The sequence below is a fragment of the Lewinella sp. genome (assembly GCF_050633125.1).
Taxonomy (GTDB): domain Bacteria; phylum Bacteroidota; class Bacteroidia; order Chitinophagales; family Saprospiraceae; genus Lewinella.
This window is the reverse complement of the sequence record NZ_JBOEFX010000001.1, coordinates 24659-49302: the sequence shown is the minus strand read 5'-3', so window position 1 is coordinate 49302 and position 24644 is coordinate 24659. Positions and strand designations below refer to the sequence as shown.

At 46.2% G+C, this 24644-nt stretch carries 20 protein-coding genes and 1 pseudogene; 8 read left to right on the top strand and 13 right to left on the bottom strand.

From position 1 onward, the window contains the following. Window positions 1–28: 28 nt before the first annotated feature. The 4 genes from ACRBG0_RS00195 (at window position 29) to ACRBG0_RS00180 (ending at window position 5543) form a co-directional block, all read left to right on the top strand. Window positions 29–2287: a heparinase II/III domain-containing protein gene (locus tag ACRBG0_RS00195; RefSeq protein WP_431484917.1), complete on the top strand. Its 2259-nt coding sequence runs from the start codon at window positions 29–31 to the stop codon at window positions 2285–2287. Window positions 2288–2354: 67 nt separating this feature from the next. Continuing rightward, entirely contained in the window at window positions 2355–3674 is a 1320-nt protein-coding gene (locus tag ACRBG0_RS00190; protein ID WP_431484916.1) for an MFS transporter, read from the top strand. 33 nt (window positions 3675–3707) lie between these two features. Further along, a complete protein-coding gene (locus tag ACRBG0_RS00185; protein WP_431484915.1) occupies window positions 3708–4745 on the top strand; it encodes a PfkB family carbohydrate kinase in 1038 nt (345 codons plus the stop codon). Window positions 4746–4874: 129 nt separating this feature from the next. Next, window positions 4875–5543, top strand: coding sequence for a bifunctional 4-hydroxy-2-oxoglutarate aldolase/2-dehydro-3-deoxy-phosphogluconate aldolase (locus ACRBG0_RS00180; RefSeq protein WP_431484914.1), 669 nt, complete (start codon window positions 4875–4877; stop codon window positions 5541–5543). Window positions 5544–5626: 83 nt separating this feature from the next. On the opposite strand, the gene ACRBG0_RS00175 is transcribed toward ACRBG0_RS00180, so the two are convergent. From ACRBG0_RS00175 to ACRBG0_RS00160, 4 genes are all read right to left on the bottom strand, one after another. After that, entirely contained in the window at window positions 5627–6046 is a 420-nt protein-coding gene (locus ACRBG0_RS00175) for a CBS domain-containing protein (RefSeq protein WP_431484913.1), read from the bottom strand. A 155-nt stretch (window positions 6047–6201) separates the two neighbouring features. Continuing rightward, a complete protein-coding gene (gene selD, locus ACRBG0_RS00170) occupies window positions 6202–7248 on the bottom strand; it encodes a selenide, water dikinase SelD (protein ID WP_431484912.1) in 1047 nt (348 codons plus the stop codon). A 517-nt stretch (window positions 7249–7765) separates the two neighbouring features. Then, on the bottom strand, window positions 7766–8815 hold the full coding sequence (gene mnmH / locus ACRBG0_RS00165; RefSeq protein ID WP_431484911.1) for a tRNA 2-selenouridine(34) synthase MnmH: 1050 nt from the start codon (window positions 8813–8815) through the stop codon (window positions 7766–7768). Between the two features lie 37 nt (window positions 8816–8852). Beyond that, complete coding sequence (locus tag ACRBG0_RS00160) at window positions 8853–10250, bottom strand: exonuclease domain-containing protein (protein WP_431484910.1); 1398 nt, start codon at window positions 10248–10250, stop codon at window positions 8853–8855. Here ACRBG0_RS00160 and ACRBG0_RS00155 point away from each other — a divergent pair. Continuing rightward, the gene (locus tag ACRBG0_RS00155; RefSeq protein WP_431484909.1) at window positions 10249–11520 is read left to right on the top strand and encodes an exo-beta-N-acetylmuramidase NamZ family protein; all 1272 of its coding nucleotides are present in this window, start codon (window positions 10249–10251) and stop codon (window positions 11518–11520) included. The genes ACRBG0_RS00160 and ACRBG0_RS00155 overlap by 2 nt on opposite strands. Window positions 11521–11565: 45 nt before the next feature. Here ACRBG0_RS00155 and ACRBG0_RS00150 read toward each other — a convergent pair whose 3' ends face one another. Further along, window positions 11566–12396 (bottom strand): MBL fold metallo-hydrolase, encoded by an 831-nt coding sequence (locus ACRBG0_RS00150; protein WP_431484908.1) that lies wholly within the window; start codon window positions 12394–12396, stop codon window positions 11566–11568. A gap of 166 nt (window positions 12397–12562) precedes the next feature. Between ACRBG0_RS00150 and ACRBG0_RS00145 the strand changes: the two genes are divergently transcribed. The 3 genes from ACRBG0_RS00145 to sppA all read left to right on the top strand — a co-directional run bounded on the left by ACRBG0_RS00145 (window position 12563) and on the right by sppA (window position 17020). Then, window positions 12563–13879 carry an AAA family ATPase gene (locus tag ACRBG0_RS00145; protein ID WP_431484907.1) on the top strand — a complete coding sequence of 439 codons (1317 nt, stop codon included), beginning with the start codon at window positions 12563–12565 and terminating at the stop codon, window positions 13877–13879. 225 nt (window positions 13880–14104) lie between these two features. Further along, window positions 14105–15136, top strand: coding sequence for a tetratricopeptide repeat protein (locus ACRBG0_RS00140; RefSeq protein ID WP_431484962.1), 1032 nt, complete (start codon window positions 14105–14107; stop codon window positions 15134–15136). 114 nt (window positions 15137–15250) lie between these two features. Further along, window positions 15251–17020, top strand: a complete 1770-nt coding sequence (gene sppA / locus ACRBG0_RS00135; RefSeq protein ID WP_431484906.1) for a signal peptide peptidase SppA — start codon at window positions 15251–15253, stop codon at window positions 17018–17020. A gap of 152 nt (window positions 17021–17172) precedes the next feature. Here sppA and ACRBG0_RS00130 read toward each other — a convergent pair whose 3' ends face one another. From ACRBG0_RS00130 to ACRBG0_RS00095, 8 genes and pseudogenes are all read right to left on the bottom strand, one after another. Beyond that, window positions 17173–17955, bottom strand: coding sequence for an enoyl-CoA hydratase/isomerase family protein (locus tag ACRBG0_RS00130; RefSeq protein ID WP_431484905.1), 783 nt, complete (start codon window positions 17953–17955; stop codon window positions 17173–17175). Between the two features lie 187 nt (window positions 17956–18142). After that, window positions 18143–18577, bottom strand: a complete 435-nt coding sequence (locus ACRBG0_RS00125; protein WP_431484904.1) for a hypothetical protein — start codon at window positions 18575–18577, stop codon at window positions 18143–18145. A gap of 78 nt (window positions 18578–18655) precedes the next feature. Then, entirely contained in the window at window positions 18656–19309 is a 654-nt protein-coding gene (locus ACRBG0_RS00120) for a hypothetical protein (protein ID WP_431484963.1), read from the bottom strand. 61 nt (window positions 19310–19370) lie between these two features. Then, window positions 19371–19562, bottom strand: a pseudogene (locus tag ACRBG0_RS00115) (ATP-grasp domain-containing protein); the annotation flags it as partial. Between the two features lie 325 nt (window positions 19563–19887). After that, on the bottom strand, window positions 19888–22098 hold the full coding sequence (locus ACRBG0_RS00110; RefSeq protein ID WP_431484903.1) for a molybdopterin cofactor-binding domain-containing protein: 2211 nt from the start codon (window positions 22096–22098) through the stop codon (window positions 19888–19890). 140 nt (window positions 22099–22238) lie between these two features. After that, on the bottom strand, window positions 22239–22700 hold the full coding sequence (locus ACRBG0_RS00105) for a (2Fe-2S)-binding protein (RefSeq protein WP_431484902.1): 462 nt from the start codon (window positions 22698–22700) through the stop codon (window positions 22239–22241). Between the two features lie 231 nt (window positions 22701–22931). Beyond that, a complete protein-coding gene (locus ACRBG0_RS00100; RefSeq protein ID WP_431484901.1) occupies window positions 22932–23759 on the bottom strand; it encodes a phosphatase PAP2 family protein in 828 nt (275 codons plus the stop codon). A 192-nt stretch (window positions 23760–23951) separates the two neighbouring features. Continuing rightward, window positions 23952–24581, bottom strand: a complete 630-nt coding sequence (locus ACRBG0_RS00095; protein WP_431484900.1) for a porin family protein — start codon at window positions 24579–24581, stop codon at window positions 23952–23954. Window positions 24582–24644: the final 63 nt, after the last annotated feature.

Below are 24644 nucleotides of genomic sequence, written 5' to 3'. Positions count from 1 at the left end.
TTCTGCTGAAAATGTAATCCAAAAAATAGTGATTAGACATATCTGTACCCTCATATTGTCCTTTTTGTTGTTGACTTCGATCAACGCTCAGCATCCATCTTTAAGTCTGACTTTGGAGGGGGTTGAACGTATCAGGGCTGGCTTAGGTAGTGTTCCCCTATTCGATGAGGCTTTAGACAAAGCGAAGCAAGAAGTCGATAAAGTCTTAGGGCAACCATTACCCGTACCGGTACCTAAGGATATGGCAGGTGGTTATACTCATGAGCAGCATAAGAAAAATTGGTTCTTGCTACAAAAGGCAGGTGTGCTATTTCAAATCACGGGGGAAGAGAAATACGCCGTTTTTGTACGCGATGCCTTATTGACTTATGCCCAACTCTACCCTACCCTACCAATACACCCAACTAAAAGATCGTACGCTACAGGAAAATTATTTTGGCAATGCCTCAACGATGCCAACTGGTTGGTCTACGTAAGCCAGGCCTATGATTGTATCTACGACTGGCTTTCTACGGAAGAACAGCAGTTGCTAAATGATCAGCTTTTTCGCCCGATGGCCAATTTCCTTTCTGTTGACAACCCTCAATTCTTCAACCGTATCCATAACCACAGTACCTGGGCCAATGCCGCTGTAGGCATGATAGCGATCGTTATGGAGGACGACGAATTGCTACAGAAGGCCCTTTACGGGTTACCCAATGATCAACTGCCTGATGATTTACGTGACAACGATAATGGTCAAATCAAGCTGACCGGGCAAAAAGCAGCGGGGTTTCTTGCCCAACTCGATTACTCTTTCTCCCCTGATGGTTACTTTACGGAAGGACCTTATTATTTGCGTTACGCCATTTATCCATTTCTGCTATTCAGCAAGGCTTTAGCAAATAATCAGCCAGCATTAGATATCTTTAATTACCGTGATCGCATACTCGAAAAGGCAACCTATTCCTTATTGAATCAGGCCGATTACAAAGGTGTGTTTTTCCCAATCAACGATTCCCAAAAAGGGATGTCAATCCAGGCTCGCGAAGTGATCACTGCAGTGGATCTAATCTACCTGGATGGTGGACGTGACCCCCAATTACTATCTATTGCCCAGCATCAACAAAAAGTTATTCTTACAGATGCTGGTTTTGCGGTAGCTAAAGCAATTCACCAAGGTTTAGCAGAGCCTTTTGTGCCAAAGTCTATGCTTTATAGAGATGGTGCCGATGGTAAAGAAGGAGGCTTAGCCATTCTACGTGCTAGCCAAAAGAAAGATACCGAAATCTGTTTGGTAATGAAATATACCGCCCAAGGTATGGGACATGGCCACTTTGATAAACTTTCCTACTCGTTGTATGATGAAACCGGGGAAGTTATTCAGGACTACGCCTCAGCTCGTTGGGTCAACATTGAACAAAAAGGTGGAGGACGGTACTTACGCGAAAACAATACCTGGGCCAAGCAATCCATCGCTCACAACACCTTGGTTGTCAACGAAACCTCCCACTATAACGGAGACATCCGCATTGCGGAAACAAGACAACCAGATTTATACATTGGTAAGGCCGACCAATCAGATATTCAACTCATAGGGGCTGTCGACACCGGTGCCTATAAAGATCATACGCTTCAACGGACTATGTTCCTACTTCAGGATGAAGATTTTGAACACCCTGTAGTTATTGACATCTATCAAGCAACAGGTGCCACCCCTGCCCAATTTGATCTTCCTACTTGGTTTCACGGACACCTCCTGTCTACCAATTTCGAATATAAACTTGAGCATGAAGTAATGGGAGATGGCCATGGTTACCAGCACTTATGGTCAGAAGCAAAAGGAAATAGTACTGATGGACAAGCTCAAATAACCTGGTTTTCCGATGGGAAATTTTACAGCCAGACGTCTTTGGCTAATGCATCAGATGAACTCTACTTTATGCGCCTGGGCGCAAATGACCCTTCCTTCAATCTCCGGCGTGACCCTGCCTTTATGATTCGAAAGAATGCTGCTACTAATCCTGTTTTCATTTCTATATTGGAGTCTCACGGGAGCTACAATCCTGTTGAAGAAATCCCCTCTTCTCCGTTCGGAGACGTGGTCAAGTTAAGTCTCTTACATGCTGACGAAGCTTATGTTATTTGTCAGATTCAGCATAAAAACGGTAACACCTGGGAATTAATGCTTGCTCAAAAAGATGCAACAGCAGGAGCCATTCACAGTGTGAATACCAAAGAAAAAACGTGGGAATGGAAAGGCCCTTATCAACTTATCAAAACAACTAATTCTAATGAAAGCAAGTAATAAATTTCTCTTAGTCGACAAAATTAAGTCGCAAGAGGTAGACCATGAAACATTAGACCAATAGCTTATGTTAAATCAAATCAAAAAAAAGGTAAGTGGCTTGCGTTGGTGGGTAATCGGTCTCATCGCTCTAGCTACGGTAATCAATTACATAGACAGACAGGCTTTGCCTGTTCTGTGGCCGGATATTGCAGAAGATCTGTATCCGGAGAAGAATGCAGATGAACGAAAAGCAATTTACGGGACTATTTCAGTAGTATTCCTTTTCTCTTATGCCTTTGGTCAAGCTATCTTTGGCAAAATATTTGACAAAGTGGGTACCCGCATTGGCTTTGCACTATCTATTGGCTTTTGGTCTATTGCAACAGCTATGCATGCCTTTGCCAGAGGTGTTGTCAGCCTTAGTATATTCAGAGGAATATTAGGTGTTGCGGAGGCCGGTAACTGGCCTGGCGCTGCTAAGGGTAATGCCGAATGGTTTCCCACTAAGGAGCGAGCTTTTGCACAAGGACTTTTCAATTCAGGTGCTGCGATTGGAGGTATCATTGCCTTTCCGACCATCGGTATATTATCGATTTACATGTCTTGGAAGTTCATTTTCATTATTGTTGGTGTTATTGGTCTGTTGTGGTTAATTCCATGGTGGATTATTGTAAAATCACCTCCGTCGAAACATCCATGGATTACTGACGAAGAGCGTGATTACATCCTGAAGGGTCAGCAGAATCAAGACATAGATGGTGACGGAAAACCTGACGAAGGCTATAATCCGACAACCACCAACATGCTTAAACATAAAGAAAGCTGGGGAGTCATTATCGCCTCAGCAGCGATTGATCCAATATGGTGGCTTTTCGTATTCTGGATTCCTATTTATCTCAATGAGGTTTATGGCATGGACGTCAAATCAATAGGTTTTTACGCATGGGTACCCTACGTGGGAGCCATGTTAGGTGCCTGGTTTGGGGGTTTATTTGCTCAGAATCGCATGAAAGCAGGTGTGTCTGTCAATAAGACCCGTAAAACGGTGATAACATTAGGTTGTTTGATCATGTTACCAGCATTATTTGCCATGTCAAATCCCGGAGGGCCGGTAACAGCAGTTTTGCTGATGGCTGTGATCCTGTTTGGATTCCAGACTGCAATTGGTAATGTTCAGACGCTACCCAGTGATTTATTTGGTTCCAATACCGTTGGAACACTTGCAGGTATTGCGGGAACCGCAGCAAAATTGACTGCGGCGGGGCTTACCGTATTAGTTCCCTTGCTTACTGCGGGAGGTAACTATACACCAGCTTTTGTTATAGGAGCTGCATTGGCGATCATTGCATTAGCAGCAGTGTGGGTCTTATGCCCGAAAATTGAACCATTAAAACCACTTAATTAAGGAGCAATATTAAACATTAAGTCAAGTAATAATATGAAAAAAGTAGTCACTTTTGGAGAGATCATGCTGCGGCTGACTCCTCCAGCAATGCAACGTTTTTCTCAGGCCAACAGCTTTGATGTTGTTTATGGCGGAGGTGAATCCAACGTAGCTGTTTCACTAGCTAACTATGGGATACCCACAGAATTTGTCTCTCGCATTCCTGCCAATGATTTGGGTGAATGTGCACTGATGGAGATGCGTAAACGCAACGTAGGTACACAACACATGCTTCGCGGCGGCGAGCGGCTAGGTATCTACTTCCTGGAAATGGGAGCCGTAAGCAGAGGTAGCAAAGTGGTCTATGACCGAGCACACTCCGGAATGGCCAGCATAGAAAAAGGCATGGTCGACTGGGAAGCCGTTTTTGCCGATGCACAATGGTTTCACTGGACGGGTATTACACCAGCTATCTCACAAGGGGCAGCCGATGCTTGCCTAGAGGCCATCCAAACAGCTAATCGTATGGGTGTTACCGTTTCTACGGACCTCAACTACCGGAAAAACCTATGGAAGTATGGTAAAGAGCCCGAAGAAGTAATGCCCGAACTAGTGGCTGGTTGCGATATTATTTTAGGTAACGAAGAAGATGCCGAAAAGCACTTCGGGATTCATCCTAAAGGTGTCGATGTGACCCAAGGACACTCTGTTGATGCCAAGGCCTATCTATCTGTTTTACAGCAGCTAATGGAACGTTTTCCACGCTGTAAGAAAGCCATCACCACTTTAAGAGGATCGATCAGTGCATCGCATAACACTTGGTCGGGGGTACTTTATGATGGTAAAACGCTCTTTGAGGCACCAACTTACCAAATCACCCATATCGTTGATCGAGTAGGTGGAGGCGACAGCTTCATGGGTGGCCTGGTCTACGGCCTGATTGCTTATCCTGACGACGATCAAAAAGCGCTAGATTTTGCGGTTGCGGCTTCATGCCTAAAGCACACCATTTATGGCGATGCAAACCTAGCTACTATCTCTGAAGTAACGCAATTGATGGGAGGTGATGCCAGCGGTCGTGTGAGTCGTTAAATTTTACTGCCACGGAGGCACGGAAGGTTTTCCATAAACGCCGTGCCTCTGTGGCTAAGAACTTGTTGGGAAATTTAAGAAACCAACTAGTTCTCTATGAATCCCCATTATTAAAACTTCCTATTTTTTATGGCTAATTTTAGTAGAATACAAGTTGTTCAGTCTATGCAGGACAGTGGTATAGTTCCTGTTTTTTATCACTCAGATGTTACTATTGCCAAAGAGGCATTGAGCGCCTGTTACCGAGGAGGTGCACGCCTTTTCGAGTTTACCAATCGCGGTGATTTCGCTCACGAAGTTTTTCGTGAACTAAGTCTTTTTGCTAGAAAAGAGTTACCAGAAATGATCCTAGGCGTAGGGTCTATTACAGACGCGGCCACCGCTTCATTATACATGCAGATGGGAGCTAACTTTATTGTTACACCTGCTTTCCGCAGAGATATCGCTTTGGTGTGTAATCGCAGAAAAGTACTATGGTCACCTGGATGTGGCTCTCTTACAGAGATCTGCGAAGCGGAAGAGTTAGGCTGTGAAGTCGTAAAACTGTTCCCTGGTGGTGTATATGGCCCTGGTTTTGTAAAAGACATTAAAGGCCCACAGCCATGGACATCCATCATGCCTACTGGTGGCGTTTCTCCTACCCGTGAATCCCTGGAGGCCTGGTTTAAAGCCGGAGTAAGCTGTGTTGGCATGGGTTCACAACTCATGGTCAAGGATAAGAATGGTGTACCTGACTATGCACGCATCGAACAACTTACCCATGATGCCATAAAGATGATTAAAGAAATCAGAGGGTAAGAGCATTTGTTAAAAACTATGACGTAGCGAAGCTTGACTTTTAGTAAAAGTCAAGCTTCGCTATTTGGATATTAAAAGTAATCTTAATCCCGCCCCCCTTTCTTTTTAGAAGGCGTTGGCGCGTTTTTCATAACAAATCGATGGTCTTCAACTAATTTCAGAAGATCATGAGCACTCAAGACACCAACAATTTTCTGTTCATCCGCAACAACAAGGTGATTAATATTGTGGTTACGCATTACACGAGCGGCAATATGGACGTCTGAATAAGGAGGGATAGTGTATACTTTTGTAGTCATGACATGACTAAGGGGAGTGTTATCTGAAAAATCACTGAGCATATCAGTGGCCGTAAAAATGCCTTTTATATTGTTTTCATTATCAATGACAGGGATAGACTTAATCTTGTTTTTAGTCATTATTGACTGAGCATGTCCAACAGATTTATGCGGCATTGTGGTGATGACAGACTTTACCATCAAATCTTTCACTTTGATATTCATAATTATTGATTTAAGATTGTATTAGCGTTTACTAATTAGCTTAAAGAACAAGAATACTACCAATAAAGAAGATGATGACTATCATCGCGTAAGATGCTAAATGTCAATCTTTCTTTTGAACACCAACAAGACCGTGGTTTAGGCCTCCCTAAATATCATTCCACATACACCAATTTATCCCTCTGCTCCTCTACCCTACCAATTGGCAACAAATCTAGGTTCTGATTTTGTTGAAAATGCTGAAATGCTGGCAATTCGCCAGGAGCCACCGCTACTAACAGGCCACCGCTTGTTTGGGGATCACAGAGAATATTTCTTTCCAAATCAGTTAGATCTCCAACCCGGTGGCTGTAGCTTGCCCAATTGCGGTTGGTGCCTCCAGGGATACAGCCTTCCGATAAATAATAATGGATAACAGCTGGATCAATGAGAGGGACGTTATCAAAAATAACTCGAGCACTGGTTTTACTCGCGTCCATCATTTCACGCAAGTGTCCAATCAACCCAAATCCGGTCACATCGGTCATCGCATGTACATAAGGTAATTTTGCCAAAGCTACTCCTATCTTATTGAGCTTAATCATGCTATCCCGAGCCAAGAATTGATCTGCGTCCCTCAGCTTCCCTTTTTTCTGTGCTGTACTCAGGATACCTACCCCCAAAGGCTTGGTCAGAAAAAGATAATCTCCCGGCTGAGCTCCGCCATTCTTTTTCAAGTCCCCAACAGCAACCCGCCCTGTCACTGCAAGTCCAAAAATCGGCTCAGGGCTATCAATACTGTGCCCTCCAGCTAATGGGATTCCAGCATCCTGGCAAGCTTGTCGGCCACCAGCGATAACCTGCTGCGCTACTTCGGCGGGGATAGTATTGATTGGCCATCCCAAAATGGCGATAGCCAATAAAGGAGTCCCGCCCATCGCATAAACGTCACTAATGGCATTAACAGAAGCGATTCGACCAAAATCAAAAGGATCATCAACAATGGGCATAAAGAAGTCTGTCGTACTTATGATTGCACTACCATCCCCTAGCTCCATTACGGCAGCGTCGTCACGCTCTTGATTACCGACCAGCAAGGAAGAAAAATGGGGACTCGCCTGATCAGAAGCAAGGATGGTATCTAAAACCTGTGGCGAAATTTTGCAGCCGCAGCCAGCACCATGACTGTACTGCGTTAATGGAAATTGATTTGGGGTTGACATCTTTCAGTTGAAGGTTTGATATTTGGGGCCTTTGCTCCCGTTATAAAGCAATTTGATAATAGCTGGCTTGCCAAAAAATGTAAAAGTAATTGAGTTGTATTGGAATAAAGGATTGTTGGGCAAGAAAAACAAACAGAAAACAAATTATGTTTAATTAAAAAATTAGACACAAAATTTGCTTACTTGACTATAAAATACTATCTTTGCAAAGAGCAAATCGACCGATTGCTCATCAATCAGCGGTAACTACCCTCTGCACGGTCGCAGAGACAATCATCGGTTTTTTTACGCAATGTAGGCCTCTTTTCAATTCACTGAAGAGAGGGTGTGATAGCGTGTCTCTTGCTAAGGTTAGCAGAGATGTGCGGTGTTCGGACTGGATTCACCAGATATAGGGTGGGTCCCGCCATGCGGGTCGTGGGAGGCACTCAATACACAATCTCTCCCCCTCTCGCAATCACCACAAAACATTTATGGTCATCGCGGCCGCCACACTCAACCCAAAGACCAATAGTTTTCATGATTTCAGCCCTCTTTGTGCTTCCTGCCAAGTCAACAATGCTTTAGCAATAGCCTTAGGGTCATTCTCCTCTGGTTTAAGAATCCAATCAGGCTCCTGCCCATTTTTCGCTAAACTGGAGAGGTAGGCTTTGTCATAATATTTGAGAGCAATGCTGGCAGCCGTAGCAAAATCATCTTTTTCTAATGCCTTCAACGCAGCATTAAGGTGTTGCCCCCCTAAACGTTTACGGATTCGTTCAAAAGCGAGGACTAAGTCTTTCTTTTTGAAATTGGCATAATCTGCTACCAGATTCTCAACTCGCCAATCCAACGGAATAGCTAATTGCACCAAAGGTGCCGTCAACATCTTTTGCCACAATTCATTCGGCAAATAGACCCTGCCAATAGATTTACTTTCATTTTCCAACCAAATTGGCTGGGGACTTGCTTTTAGGCTGTGAAATTGATAAAAAAGATCGTTCTCAAATTGCTCAACAGTAGGTTGCTCTTCTTCTCCTAAGGCACCAAAAGAAGACCCCTTGTGATGAGCCATTGCCTCTAAATCCAAAATGGCCCCTCCCTGTACTTGCAATTCGTGTAATATTTTAGTCTTGCCAGAGCCCGTTGGGCCTCCTAGCATGAACATGGGCACCTCAAACTCAGCAAGATTTTGCCGGCCTCTATTACGTAGCGCTTTGTATCCTCCTTCTACAACTAATACTTCTCGAAACACCTTACTTAGCAGCCAAGCCATACTTTGTGACCGCTGCCCTCCGCGCCAACAATGCACTGCCAAAGTATCTTCCTTCGTTTGCGCTCGTGCTTCTTCTACATACCAACGCATCTTTCTACCCGAGAATTCCAAACCCCGCAGAAAAGCCTCATCCGGACTTCTTTGCTTATACAATGTTCCGACTTCGGCCCTTTCTATATCCGTAAACAAAGGCAAACTCTTCGCACCTGGCCAATGCCCAGCGGTAAACTCTCCAGGAGAACGAACATCAAATAATAGTGGCTTAGCAGCAAGGTCAAACCAGTCTTGTGGACGAATAATTTTAATGGACAATTGTAATTGTATTTTCGCTAACGCTTATCTATTAGCATTACAGTGCAATAATTTTGGCCTTCGGATGATCGTTGATAAAACGTTGGATAATACGGGCAGTATCTGGATAGCCAGGGTAAGTTTTTACTGCTTCTATTAATGTTTCTTGATCAGCGGCTTCTGCTGAAGAAATATAACCAAATCCAGCGAAGTGCCCCTCTTGTACCAAAATTACTGATTTCTCTTCCGTATGTCGACCTTCATCCAACAATAAAAAATCACTGTCAAAAACAGTACGGAGTCGCTCTTTTGCTAATAAAGCCCGTTCGTTGTATGCTTCCACACCTTCTTTGCCAGCACAAGCTCCTCTGCATTGTTTGAGGTGATAATGAAAACAAGCCCCAGTACCCGGAAACAGGTGGCAAAACCGAGAACACAACTCCAGATCCTTAACCAGGAAATTGAGGCGTCCTTTTGCACTCGACATACTAGGGTACTCTGAAATCACTTCATATTTCTCACGGTTTTCCGCATTATTCCGAATCACATCAAGACAGACAAAACCCTCCTTGTTGGTATACGAATGTATGGCAAAGGGAAACTTTGTACGCCGTTGGGCTCTATTAATCGGAGGCTTAAGTCGCTTGATTTCGTAGGATTCCAATAAAAGAGCAATTAATTCACTCCCCGTTTCTTCATAACTTATATCGGCAACATGTTTTTGCAGCCGCCGGCCTTTATCTGTTTGATCAGCAAAATGTTCCGCAATGCGTTTCTTGATATTAATGCTTTTCCCAACGTACACTACTTCACCGGCTTTATCATGGAGGTAGTAAACACCACAAGATTCTGGCAAGCCATGAATTTGATCCAGTTTAATACCATTCGGGAGCTTAGACTCCTTAATACCCATGTTTACCATCACGCGCACTTCCTCCTGGTTTTGCTCCTTGTCCAGTATACGTTCTAGTATCTCTGCCGTCGCTAAGGCATCTGCTAGCGCTCGGTGACGAGCATCCGTAGGTATCCCAAAATGCTTAATCAGGTTCTCTAAACTGTAGGAAGGCAAACCGGGGAAAGCCTTGCGAGACATCCGAACGGTACACAACTGCTTACGCGTATAGGTATAACTCAATCGCTTGAATTCCTCGCGCAAAAAGCCATAATCAAAACGAACGTTATGCGCCACAAAGATGGAACCTTCCGTAAATTCTACAATATCACGGGCTACCTCGTGGAAAAGCGGAGCATCTTTTACCATCTCTTGGTTAATGCCCGTTAGCCGTATTATCCCCGCCGGGATATACGTCTGAGGATTAAGTAAACTCTCGTAGGTGTCGATTATTTGCTTACCATCGTGGATAACTATACCGATTTCTGTAATTTTATCGCGGGAGGCTCGGCCACCCGTTGTTTCCACGTCTACTATTGCAAATCGCTGATCTTTCTTAGCCATGATTATTATGTACAACGCAAAAATAAAAATTTTTGTTCTACTTTTTGCCTTTTGGCAACAAGCTTGTGTAAATACCGACCTTCAAAACGGTGAGCATAGCTCTACAAATGGAGCTGTCGTTTCCCAAAACAGCCCTGAAACAAAGGAAGCGAATACGCCAGAACTAACCCTCCAAGTTGGGGCTGAGCAGTTGCAAGACTACCTGCCAATGCTTCGTGGCAAACGATTGGGGCTGGTCGTCAATCAAACTTCTACCATTGGAAAAACTCACCTGGTAGATACTCTTCTTCTTTACCAAATGGATATCAAGGCAGTTTTTGCTCCCGAACATGGCTTTCGAGGCGATGCTGACGCCGGTGAAAAAGTCGCCAATGGTCGAGATCCTCAAACCGGCATCCCGATCATCTCTCTTTATGGAAAACACAAAGAACCTACCGCTGAGGATTTAAAAAACATTGATCTACTGATCTTTGATATCCAGGATGTTGGCGCGCGGTTTTACACTTATATCTCTACCCTGCATTATGTGCTGCAAGCTGGTGCTAAACACAATGTACCGATACTGGTACTCGACCGCCCCAACCCAAATGGGCACTATGTTGATGGGCCTATCCTCGACCCAAATTTTCAGTCTTTTGTAGGTATGCACCCTGTGCCCGTTGTACACGGTATGACAGTAGGAGAATATGCACAAATGATTATTGGCGAAAACTGGCTAGACAATGCCCTTCAGCCGAAGCTTACAGTTATCAGATGTACCAACTATACGCACCAAACTTCCTACGACCTTCCGGTTGCTCCCTCCCCTAACCTACCCAATATGAGGTCGATTTACCTCTATCCTAGTTTGTGCTTTTTTGAAGGCACCGTCTTTAGCGTAGGGCGAGGCACCAATACCCAATTTCAGATATACGGACACCCTGACTTCAACATAGGCAGCTACAAATTCACCCCCCGTAGCGGGCCAGGCGCTAAATACCCAAAGCTAGAAAACGAAACATGCAATGGAATCTCGCTCGAACGCCTTACCCCTGCTGCCATCCGTGCAGAAGGCCAGCTTAATCTCTTCTATTTACTACAAGCCTACACTCACTATCCCGACAAGAAAAACTTTTTCCTCTCCAATCATTTCATAGACAAACTCGCCGGTAGTAGTCGCCTCCGCGAACAGGTCACCGCCGGTTGGACTGCCGAACAAATCCGAGCCAGCTGGCAAGATGATCTTGAAACCTTTAATCAGGTAAGGGCAAAATACTTGTTGTATGAATAGGCTCAAGGCGAATTCATGAATTTGCCCTCGGGTGCCTTTGGTGGTTCAAATCCTTCCCAATTCCCGCTTAGCCAAAGCCAGGTTGGCCTGATGGTATTTCTTCTGAATGTGCTGAAAATAGGGGTACTTCCTCCATAATTCCGTTTCCGGGAAACCGCGCCCGTCCCGGCCATAAGCCACCAGGGCATCCAGATACCACTGTGATGCTTGCCAACGTGCTTGCATCTCTTGCTTATCTTGTGTGACCGCACCGTGGCCAGCCACTAAAGTCTTCACCGGTAAATCGTTTAACAAGCGACCTAGCAGGTCTAGCGTCTTTTGGTAAGCCAAAACACTGTAATAGATAAACGGAAACTCCACTCCGCAGAGGTAATCTCCCGTGATCAGCGTACCTGTGGTTTCGTGAAAAGCGATCAATCCATCACGGTTATGTCCTAGGGCTTGATAAAAATGGTAGACCTCTCCCCCGATTTCATGTCGCTCTGCGGGCTGTGCAATAATCAAATCAGCCCTTTGAGGGTAGCTTACAGGCCAGGGAGGAGCTAGATAGTATTGATCATAAAATTGCCGAATCTCTTCTAGCTGCTGGTGCCATTCCGGATTACTCAACAATGCTTGTGAAACGATCACCTGAGCTTGGTCACAAAATCGTTCGTAAGCAATAATATGGTCATAATCCGAGTGTGTAAAATAAAGATAAAGACTCCGATCACCTTGTAATGCAGAGACTCGCTGCGCAATCTTCTCTACCTCTGAAGGCAGCCAATTGGGGTCTACAAGCAGCAGATGCCGTTCTCCTATGATCAAAGTACAGGTGGTTTGCATCAGCTCACTTTCAAAAACCACCAGCTTTTCGTGCTCAAAACTTACTTTCATGTCTTCAAGTTCAGGATTTATTTTGGAAATGAGCAAATATTTTGGAATTTTACGGCTTAGGATTGCGTTCTTGCTGAACGGTTAGGGCTGATGAAATTCCCCAACAAGCTCTAATGTCTACACATTATTCCAGTCCCAATAATGCGCTCCAAAAAACAACCTCTTCATGGACCAAAATGCTATCAATAACCTTCGCGAAGCGCTTGCGCATTCTCCAGATAATATCCCTCTGCGTTTGCACCTCGCTCAGTCGCTCGCACAACTGTTTCAATACCAGGAAGCAGAGCAGGAGTTTAAGGCCGTCTTACGACTAAGTCCACAGCACAAGGACGCAAAATTTGGTTTAGCCAAAGCTTATTTCCACCAGGAAAAATACGGCGTTACCATCGTGGTAATCGAAGAATTACTTCACCTCGACCCTGATGCCGAGAACTACAAACTGCTCCTGTGTCGGGCCTACTTGCGCAACGACAACAAAGCAGAAGCGCAACAGGCTTTCCAAGAACTTGTACGGGCCAACCCTACCCTGCGCGACGAAGAACTGGACCAGGCCTTCCGCAATTTCCACTTTGATGCTTCCGCTGATGCCGATGACGGTATTGATGAAGATGCTTTGCGAAGCAGTCGCCCCGGCATCAACTTCAAGCATGTCGGTGGTATGGATCGCGTGAAGGACGAAATCAGCCTTAAGATCATCAAACCACTGGAACACAAAGAACTGTACGCCGCTTATGGCAAAAAAATCGGTGGTGGCATCCTGATGTACGGCCCTCCCGGCTGTGGAAAAACCCACCTGGCACGAGCAACAGCAGGTGAAATAAATGCAGAATTCATCAGTGTTGGCATTAGCGACATTCTGGATATGTGGATTGGCAGCAGCGAAAAAAACCTGCACCAACTTTTCGAACAAGCTCGCGCCAAAGCGCCCTGTGTGCTTTTCTTCGATGAAGTAGATGCCCTGGGTGCCAGCCGTTCAGATATGCGTCAATCTGCTGGTCGGCAACTAATCAATCAGTTCCTATCAGAGTTGGATGGTGTAGATGCTAATAACGATGGCCTGCTGGTTATCGGAGCCACCAATGCTCCTTGGCACATGGATCCCGCTTTTCGCCGTCCCGGTCGTTTTGATCGAATCCTTTTCGTGGAGCCACCTGACCAAAAAGGACGGGAAGCTATCTTGCAAATAATGCTGGCGGGCAAACCATTGGGTAAAGTAGACTTATCCTCCGTTGCTAAAAAAACAGAAGGCTTTTCCGGTGCGGATTTACAAGCCGTCATCGATCGATGTATTGAAGACAAGCTAAAGGCTTCCTTCAGTACGGGTATTCCTGATCCTATTGCCACCAAAGACTTGCTCAAGGCTGCTAAAGTACACAAAGCAACTACCCGCGAATGGTTCAACACTGCTCGCAACTATGCACTTTACGCCAACGAAAGTGGCCTTTACGACGATATCCTCTCCTACCTCAAAGTCAAGAAATAACCCTATGAGCAACGACCACAGTCTCCAAAAAGCAAAGCTCTACTATAACCAGCAACGTTTTCCGGAAGCTGAACGGGAAGTCCGACAGCATCTAAGTGAAAACCCCGACGAGGTTTATGCACTCTTCCTTCTGGCAGAGGTGCTCTCTGCGCAAGACCAACACGAAGAGGCGCTGGAGATCAATTCCCGGGCNNAAATGATGACGAACTGATTGCTCAAAGAGCATTGATCCTCTTCCGACTCGACAGAGAGCCGGAAGCCATAAAAGAAATAGAAAACGCCATCGTCCTGAACCCCGTCGTAGGCGCTTATCGTGGCGTTTTAGGAGAACTGAAACTGGCGACCAAGGATTATCAAGGTGCCCTTGAAGCAGCCAATGCAGGCCTTGGCCTCGACCCCGAAAACACCTTTTGTCTCAACGTTCGTGCTCGAGCACTGGTAAAACTGGAAAAAGCCGAAGATGCACTTGATACCATTGCCACTTCGCTGGAACACCAGCCGGAAAACAGCTATACACACGCTAATCTGGGCTGGTCAAAATTAGAAACCGGTCGCGCGCAGGAAGCACAAGAGCATTTTGCCGAAGCGCTCCGCCTGCAGCCCAATTTCGAATATGCCCAAGCCGGGATGATGGAAGCCATCAAAGCTAAAAATTTCTTTTACCGGCAGTTTTTACGCTACGTATTCTGGATGAACCGCCTTACAGCACAATACCAATGGGCTTTTATCATCGGTATCTATCTTGGCTACCGCGTAGTGAATAACATCGCACAAAACAACCCCGATTTAGCTCCCTTCCTCAACCCTATTCTCTACGCCTACATCGCTTTTGCCTTGTCCACCTGGTTCTTTGAACCTATCTCTAACCTCTTTCTGTTTTTACACCCTTTCGGCAAATACTTATTAAAACCAAAGGCAAAAATAAGCGCACGGCTGGTTGGTGCCCTGCTGGCAGTAGCCTTAGTATTTATTGGCATCCACTTTTTTAGCAATGTGCAACACGAGGGTTATCTGTTCTCAGGCATTGGTGCTATTGCAATGATGATTCCCCTGTCTTCTATGTTTGCCGGACGGACGCCTAAAGACCAACGCATTCTAGTGGGGTCAACCATCTTACTAGGGGCCTTGTGGGTTTTGGGGGTAGTCACGGTATTCCTAGGAAATCATGAGATGGCCGACAATCTTATGATGTATTTATTCATCGGTATCTTCCTTTACCAGTGGTTAGCGATAGCCAAGGGTGGAAGCCGTTATTAAATTAGTCTACAGAAGCTCGTTCTTCATCGAATAAAGGCCTGCATCCAAGATGCAATGGATACCTTGTGTTCGTGATTTTTTCATCCCAAATTTCGCGTTCCCAAACAAAACAGCATGCGTCAATTCTTCAAGTTTCTTTTTGCTTCGTGCCTGGGCACTTTCATTGCCCTTTTCGTAATTTTCTTTATTGTCGTTGGCAGTATAGGAGCCCTGGCCGGCAAGGCTGACCAAGCTACTCCGGTAAGCGCTAATTCGGTTTTACACCTCAAGCTGAACCAGGCGATTCCTGAATTAATGGACAATGTTGAAACCGCAAGTTTTGAGCTTGACCCTGAACGTACGCTGGGGCTGCGCGACATTATCAAGGCTATTGAAAAAGCTAAAAACGACGACAAGATAAAAGGTATCTTTCTCGAACCAGAAATGCCGATGGCCAGCTTTACGACCATGCGCGCTATTCGTGAGGCGCTAGTGGATTTCCGCACCAGTGGCAAATTCATTTACGCCTATGCTCCTTATTATGCCCAAGGGGGCTACTACCTCTCTTCTGCTGCTGACAAGGTAACACTGGCACCTCTAGGCGTGGTAGACTGGCGTGGATTCTCTGCTCAGTATCCCTTTTTCAAAGATGTACTGGACCGCATTGGTGTAGACTATGAAGTCTTTTTTGCGGGCCGCTACAAAAGTGCTTCTGAACCCTATCGCCGCAACAGCATGTCGGAGCCTAGCAAAGATCAAACTCGCGCTTTCTTGGGAGAAATGTATCGCCTAATGCTCGAGGATGTAAGCGAAACCAGAGGACTTTCCACAGCGGCCCTTGACAGACTAGCGGCTACCTACGCAGGTATAGACCCTGATGATGCGCTAAGCACGGGGCTAGTAGATCAAATTATCTACCGCGAAGAATTACTCGATCAATTGCGCGGCCAAATCGGTCTAGATAGCAATGACGATATCAATTTTGTCAAATTAGGCGGCTACTACAACCCATTATTGGAAGATGTGAATCACGGTGGTGAAAAAATCGCCTTGCTAATGGCTGAAGGAGTCATTGTCGACGGTAAAGGCCAGGTGGCGCAGGTCGGTGACAAAACCTACGTCAAGCTCATCGAAGAACTCAAGAACGACGAAAGCGTCAAAGCAGTTGTACTTCGTGTCAATTCTCCCGGCGGTAGCGCCATGGCTTCTGATCATATTTGGCAAGCCCTTATGGACCTCAAGGCCAGCGGTAAGCCACTGGTCGTATCTATGGGAGCCGTTGCTGCTTCCGGCGGCTACTACATCGCAGCTCCTGCTGATCATATTCTTGCCGAACCTAGTACCATTACCGGCAGTATCGGTGTGGTGAGTGCTATTCCACAGTTTCAAGAATTGCTCAAGCAAAAAATAGGCGTTCATTTCGACAGTGTAAAAACTGGCCCATTTGCCGCAGGTATCAACCCTGCATTCGATATGTCAGAAGGAGAAAAAGCCCTCTTGCGGGCACGTACCCAAAAGATGTATGAAACCTTCCTTAGTAGAGTAAGTACAGGCCGTGGAATGCCCGTTGCTGCTGTAGATAGTGTTGCACAAGGCCGCGTATGGGTTGGTACCACCGCAAAAGAAATTGGCCTGGTAGATGAATTAGGCAACCTAGATGCCGCCATCACAAAAGCAGCAGAACTAGCCAGCTTAGAGGATTACCACACCACCACCTATCCCACACCACAACACCCTTGGGAGCGCTTGGCCAACGAATTGCTTAATCCTCAGGATGCACTGCAAAAGATGGCGCTCAAGGAACAGTTGGGCAGCTTCTACCCTTACTACAACTACCTAAAGGAAATGTCTGATGGCCAAGGTATGCAAATGCGCCTGCCATTTATGATGGAAGGAGGGTTTTAGTGTTCGCTGCGCTCACGGGGCTAAGTTAATTGGTTTTAGATTCTCCAAAGAACTAGCTAAAACGTGATCCAGATTTAAAGAGGAGATACATCATCTAGGGAGTTGCAAAAACCGCGAGAGCAGCAAGCATCTCCGTGAGCGCAGCGCCCCCCCTACTTCCCTGTGAAATTAGCAGCCCGCTTCTCAACAAAAGCTTGCGCACCTTCCTTGAAATCTTCGGTCTTGGTGACATCTCCGAAACCACTAACTTCATTAGCGAACCCATCGACATCGTACTGAAAATAGGCATTGACGGCTTCGATCACTTTAGCGATTGCGCGTGGGCCTTTTGTGGCAATTTTTTGTAGAAGTTCCTTCGCCTTGGCTATTTCCTCACCAGGAGCTACAACATAATTGACCAAGCCAAGCCGCAGCGCATCCTCTGCGCCCAGCATATCGCCGGTCATCATCAATTCTGTTGCTTTTGTTTTGCCAATGTATTGGATCAGTCGTTGCGTGCCCCCGTAACCAGGGATAATTCCTAAATTCACTTCAGGCTGACCAAAACGTGCCTTCTCTCCTGCTATTCTCAGGTGACAGGCCATGGCCAACTCACAACCACCACCCAGTGCAAACCCTTGAATAGCCGCCACCACAGGCACCTGCGAACGCTCAATCAAAAAGAAGACATCCTGTCCACGTTGGGCCATATTGGCACCTCCTTCTCCTTCCAGACTGGTAAACTCCTTGATATCAGCACCTGCTACAAAAGCACGGTCGCCAGCACCAGTAAGGATCACTCCCCGAACATCACTACGTTGAGGCAAATCTTCACCAAAAAACTGCGCCAAATCGCTCATCGTTTGTTGATTCAAGGCATTAAGCGCCTTCTCGCGGTTGATCGTTACAGTGAGAAAGGGACCCTCTTCGGTCACCAGCAGATTTTGGTAGGACATGTTAAACTTTTTTATTTTCCGCAAAGGTAGAACAGTTGAAGAGAAGGAAGGGAACAACACAAATACAAATTTCAAAATTTCGCACGGTGGTAATTATTTTGCAGCCTGCCAAGGCACCGCGCTATCCGTTATAATGTGCTCGCCAAGCTCCGCGCATTCCACTACTATCACTGGCTGAGGGGAATACCTATCTCAACCAACCTTTCTTGACTGCATAGGAAGAAAACCAAACGAGAAACACCCCCACTACGATAATGGAAATAGGCATATATTCTGTACCCTCACCATAGACTTCTTTTGCGTTACTAATAAACAAGTCATAGCTCATTTGCGGGATGATGCCAGCTAGCGAAATGATAAAAGCCATTCTGGCCCATCCTTTCTTCATCAACAAGCCTATACAGCCAGCTAGACCTCCAAAGACCGCAACAGCGAAAGCTATTTTTGTCCAAAATGGATAGCTTCGATAAAGATCTTGCTCTGCGATAGGTAAAGCGCTTAAGGCTTCTTCCGTAATGAACACATGGTAAAAAAACGAACCTACACCCATCAGGTTCCAGAGTAAAAAAATGACAGCTACGGCCCAATACCACTTTGGAATTGTTGTTGTTTGATTTTCCATTTTGTATCGTTTAGAATTAGGAATAAACACACCAAATCGGAATAAACCCCAATCGAGCCTCTCTAAGATAAGCGAATCTTACCGAATCTTCTTTATCGGACGAAAGTTATCTAGCATAAAGCCTATAGACAGCTGTAAGTCATGCTGGTCTCGGTGTCGGATATCATTAGTGGGCAAAAAATCACCTGTATTTTCATCATAGGCCAAGATGCTTTCAGAAAAAGGCGTAATCCGGGTATAGTTGAGCGCTACCGTAAATCGCCCTAAACGGTAGCCTGTATAAATCCGAAAATAAGGATTAAAGCCTGATTCGTATTCATAGAGATAAGGGCCATCAGTGGTGTAACTAGCGTTAAGTAGCGTTCCAAATTCTGCTTTTGCAAAATACTTATGGCGCTGATTACCGAGCCACCGATACTGTACCCCAAAGGTGGAAAAAGATCGAGTGGTGCTTACCGACAATACACTCATCCCTCCAAAACAGACGCCATATCCCACGTTCGTACTTCCCTGGTAGCCAATCGCTCCGTTGATATGAACGGAAGCTCCCCCATCATTCAAAAACTGAGGATGGGCTCCTACTAAAAGGTCGACATAAACCTGAGACACCGACCAACCAGGTAATGCTCCGAAAGCCAGTAATAGAATGCCGTAGCGGAAAAAGGTCAGGGTATTCATCATTTCTTTTTTTGTAATCAAATATTTCCTCCCTGTCTGGCTTTTTGTTTTCATAAAAGCATTTGTAGGCGTTAAAACCTAAGGTTACCCCTAACAAATCGCCAGTAGTACACCAACCACCAAATCTTAAAGGATTGATTTCAATAGGCACAATTTTTCCGTTTTCATCTATTCTTACTTCTGCATGGGCGGGGAAATTTCTCAACCCCAGTTGACTACCCACTTTATTTAAAAAGTGTTCGATATCAACCTTATGCTTCTCAATGATTTCTTTCGAGATTGAATAAACCCTATCACTTGTTTTCAAAGCGCAGCGGAGCGAGCACAGCCAGGGATAGTAGCGGTATGCGCGTAGCAAAGCGGAGGCGTATAAGAGCGGATAGCCCGGCCCGGCTCTTAGAGCTTGTTTGGTAGGGCCTCAATTGTCTGCAATCGGCAAATTTCATCCTGCTCTTCGTTCTGCGATCAGTCACTTAGCTACGGCTATGCTCCTTCCTTGAGCCTCAATCAGAATAAATTTTGCTCGATTTCGACTAATCAGGCTCTACCAAATAAGCTCTTAGGCCGGGGGATGCCAAATCAATGACACTTCCTACCTGACATATCCACTCTTACCTGCTTCGTACCTCTTACTAACCCAGTACTTCCTCTGAGTTCAGTTCAAAAGGCTGGTGATACAATCGCTCGCCAGTAGCTTTGGCCAACGCATTTGCCAGTGCTCCGATAACCGGTGGCAGCGATGGCTCGCCCAAACCTGTGGGATCGATACCATTTTCGACGAAGAAGACCTCAATTTCGCGGGGTGCTTCCGTATGACGAATCAGGCGGTACTTGTCAAAATTGCGCTGTTGAGGCTTGCCATCTTCGAAGGTAATGGCGCTGTACATAGCGTGGCCGATGCCGTCAATAATGCCCCCTTCGATCTGGTTGATGGCCCCCTCCGGGTTGACCACAATGCCACAATCTACGGCGCACCATACTTTATCTACCTTGGGGCGATCGTTTTCCATAACTACATCCACGACCTGAGCTACATAAGAGTTGTGGCAGTAATAAGCCGCTACCCCGCGATGAACACCTACCCGTTCGGCACCCCAGCCAGCCTTTTCTTTTACCAGCTTGAGCACACCTGCGTAGCGATCTGCTTCGTAGTCGTTCTCCTCTCCTACTGGCTTTGCTATCGCACGATCAAAGAGTTCCAAACGGAATTCGATAGGATCTTTTCCTGCTGCTTCAGCTACCTCATCCAGGAAAGCTTGCTCTGCACCAGCGATAAAATTCGAGCGCGGTGCGCGCCAGGCGCCAGTAGAAATATTGGAGCTTTTTTCAAGGTTTTCAGCCAGGTAATTGTCTACCGCTCCGGCAGGAAACCGGTTGGCAAAGACAGGGCTACCATTGGTGCCGGAACCACGAACATGGAAACCAATTAGCTCGTTATTCTCATCAAGTGCTGCGCGATACGTCACACGGTAATCCGGGCGATAGGTGCCTTGGGTCATGTCATCCTCTCGCGTGTATAGGAGTTTTACCGGCGCGTTCATCTCTTTGGAGATCAAGGCGGCTTCTACCCCAAAATTGCCGTAGAGTCGGCGGCCAAAACCACCACCCATGCGGGTCATCATGATAGACACTTTTTCCTCGGGCAAACCCACCAGAGCAGCCACCGTAGGACGCAAGAATTCGGGGGTCTGGATAGGCCCTTCTAATTCGGCATGATCGGCGGTCACGTGCGCAAAGAAATTCATGGGCTCCATGGTATTGTGCGCCAAGAAAGGGGCCGTGTATGTGGCTTCTATCACTTGGGCAGCAGCAGCAAAAGCCCCTGTTGGGTCGCCATCTTTACGGGCTGCTTCCTTAGGAGTGGTCTCCATCAATGCCACCAGTGCTTGTTGCAATTCAGGGCTGCTTTCCGGAGGGGTATCTTGCTCCCATTCGACCTGCAAAGCTTTCTTGGCCTTCATCACCTGCCAGGTGGTTTCACCTACAATAGCGATCAATTCCGGGAAGGCATTGGTGTCTGACCATTGCTTTTCTACGCCTTCTTTGTCGGCGTTAATCGTAAAGACCTTGCTAATGCCAGGCATACTACTAATGGTAGTGGCATCGTAAGCTTTGAGTTTCATACCAAAAGCGGGTGGATGAATGATCATCGCAGTGAGCATACCTTCTCGCTGCACATCGATACCAAACAAGGGCTCGCCTTTTGTTATTTTTCGTCCATCGACATTCTTTTTCCCTTGACCAATGATTTTAAAATCAGCGGGTTCTTTGAGGGCTATTTCTTCGGGAACTTCTATGCCAGCTGCTGCGGAAGCGATCTCGCCGTAACCAATGGTCTGGCCCGTAGCAGCGTGGGTGATTATACCATTATCTGTCGTTAATTCTTCTACTGGCACTTGCCACTTTTCTGCGGCAGCAGCTACGAGTAGATGACGAGCAGCAGCTCCAGCTCTGCGCAAGCCTGGCCAGCCAAAGCGAATCGACTGGCTCCCACCTGCCAGTTGGCGGGTGAAGTTGTCGGTATCAAGGCCGGCTTGCTCTACGATAACGTCTTCCCAAGCGACATCAAGCTCTTCGGCGACGATCATCGGCATGGAAGTTTTGACGTTTTGTCCGATTTCTGGATTAGGCGACATAATGGTTACGAGGCCATTGTCGCCAATTTTGAGAAAACCATTGATATCAAACCAGTTTTCCGGCATTTGACGGGCTACCTCTTCGGCAATCTCCGATTCGGCAGGCGAACAGCCAGCCAGCCAGCTGAATCCGAGTACCAATCCTCCTCCAGCGGCAGCCGATACTTTCAAGAAAGATCGGCGATTATGTTGTGTTTTAACTTTCATTGTACTGGATTTTCCTTCTCTGACAATTTTTGTGGTCAAGCTAAAGTAAAAATCGTAAGCGACTGATAAGGAGCGTGATTTTTGCTTTCGATTGACTCTCAACACAAAAATTGTCAGAGAATCCGTTTTTTTTTTTGACTTTAGCTCATTTTTTCAGCAGCCGTCTTGATGGCCTTTTGGATACGGGTGTAAGTGCCACAGCGGCAGATATTACCATTCATCCGAGCAGCGATTTCTTTATCACTGGGGCTAGGTGTATCTGCGAGTAAAGCGGCAGCATTCATGATCTGTCCGGCCTGGCAGTAGCCACACTGTGGCACATCATGCTCGATCCAGGCTTGCTGAACGGGATGATTGCCTTTTTCGGAAAGCCCTTCGATGGTAGTAATCTTCTGACTACCCACCGAGGAAACAGGTACAGAGCAAGACCGCATCGCCAACCCATCCAGGTGGATGGTGCAAGCCCCACACTGACCGATTCCGCAACCGTATTTGGTGCCTAATAATTTGATATGATCCCGGAGCACCCAAAGCACGGGCGTATCCTCGGCAACCTCCACCTCGTGGGCTTGCCCATTGATACTTAGACTGTAACTTGGCATATTGTTAGTTTATTTTGATAGCCTAAAATACAGAATCTTGGGCAATCTAGGCAAACTCACTATGGGAATGCTCTCGAATAGGTAGATTTTGACTTGGAAAGGGGGAATGGGTCCAAGGTGCGGGGTGTGACTTGGTGCGACGTGCGACGTGCGGGGTGCTAGGTGCGACGTGCGGGGTGCGGATGGGTGCTAGGTTCGGGCTAACTTTTACACTTTTCCAACCTTTACACCTTAAAAGGTGCCAACTAAACCTACCGAGGAAGGGCCTGCCTGTAAGCGCCAGGAGATACGTGGCTGGTGGTCGTAATCGCCGCTGGCATGAAGATAATTGTACACGCTATCTACGGAGATGATACTGATGGCTAAGCTTAGGCCTATGTCGGACAGCCAATGGGCGTTGGTCCACAAGCGAGAAACGGGGGTGACAGCGCCCAGGCTATAGATACCAACTTTGAGCCAAGGGTTATGGACACTGCGGGCCAGCGCATGAGCTGTAGTAAATGCAAGGATAGCATGCCCGGAGGGAAAAGAATGATAATCGGGCGTGCCGTTGAAAAAATCAAAATCGCTATTTCCGACGCCGGTGCTGGGCCGCGCCCGGCCGACAACGGTTTTACTGACCGACTGGATAAGGCCTGCTGTCGTAGCGGAAGCGATGAGCAAGACGCCCGTTTTGCGGATTTTCTCATTCTTGGTGAGCAACCCGACACCGTATACGGCCGCAGTGAGGCCATAGTTGTACTGCGGTTTACCAAAGTAAAAGGCTAAATCCTGAACGGTTCCGGGAATGTCATCGTGCTGTTTAGTGAAAAAAGGATTGGCCTCTTCATCCAAGAGAAAAAGACCGTAAGTACCTAAGGCAACACCACCGGCGATGAGCCATTCTTTCTTTTTCCAACGTGCTGGCCCTGAATAGGCGTGCAAGACGCTCTTTACGGCATTGCGGCCATCTATTTTGAGTAGGTCAATGCGCCGGGGAGGGGCTTCTAAAATGGGTTGAACTTGGCTACTGCCGATGAAAGCACAGCTTGCCAATACCAAGGTGAGGAGGTACTTCACTTGGGGATAAATTTGGGGTGATTTATAATAAACAAATAGTCAACATCTTTAAGGGTTGGATGGTTGATGGTTAGATGGTTGTTGGTTGCGAAAGTTCGAAATACTGAAATTTAGGTCACAGATAGAAATATAATAGAAAGCCCCAATCATAAATGACTGAGGCTTTTTATTTTTTGCTTTATAAACAGGCAATTACCCACCAAAGAAGTAAGTAGCACTTACATTGATGGCATTATTGGTCGCCTTGAAATCCTCGTCCTCTCCATCCTGCTGATCACTAGGTACGGTATTGAAAAGGCCCAATCCGTAACCAAGACCTAAGCGTACATTATTCAGGTTAACGCCCAATTCCACGTTGAGGCCAATATCCATAGGACTTACATCATCGTCTTCTCCATTACCAAATTCTACATCAACTTTTTCGTCTCCATTATCAGAATTTCCGGCTACGCCAATACCTAAGTAAGGACCAGCAGAAAAATAGAACAAGTCTGCGTTGTAAATAACATTTACCGGAATCTGGACATACATCAGCGAGTTTTTAAACTCCTCAGAAGTACCGAGAAAATCGAAGGTGTATTTGTAGCCTCGCCCAGTGAGCAAAAGACCTGTATTAATACCGATGTTTTCGGAAACACCAAATTCAGCGACAGCTCCTATATGAAAAGTCGTAAGAATGTCGGTATCCAACTCAATACCACCGCCTTTGATGACCGCGTTGGAGAGGGTAAGCCCTCCCTTAAGACCAAACTTTACCTGCCCATAAGCAGTGGTGAGACCTACTGCACAAAGCAGGAATAAACAAATTGCATAATTTTTCATAATAGAATATTTAAGGTGAAAAAAAATAAAAAGCGCGGGGCTGCTGCTGCTTTATATCCGTTA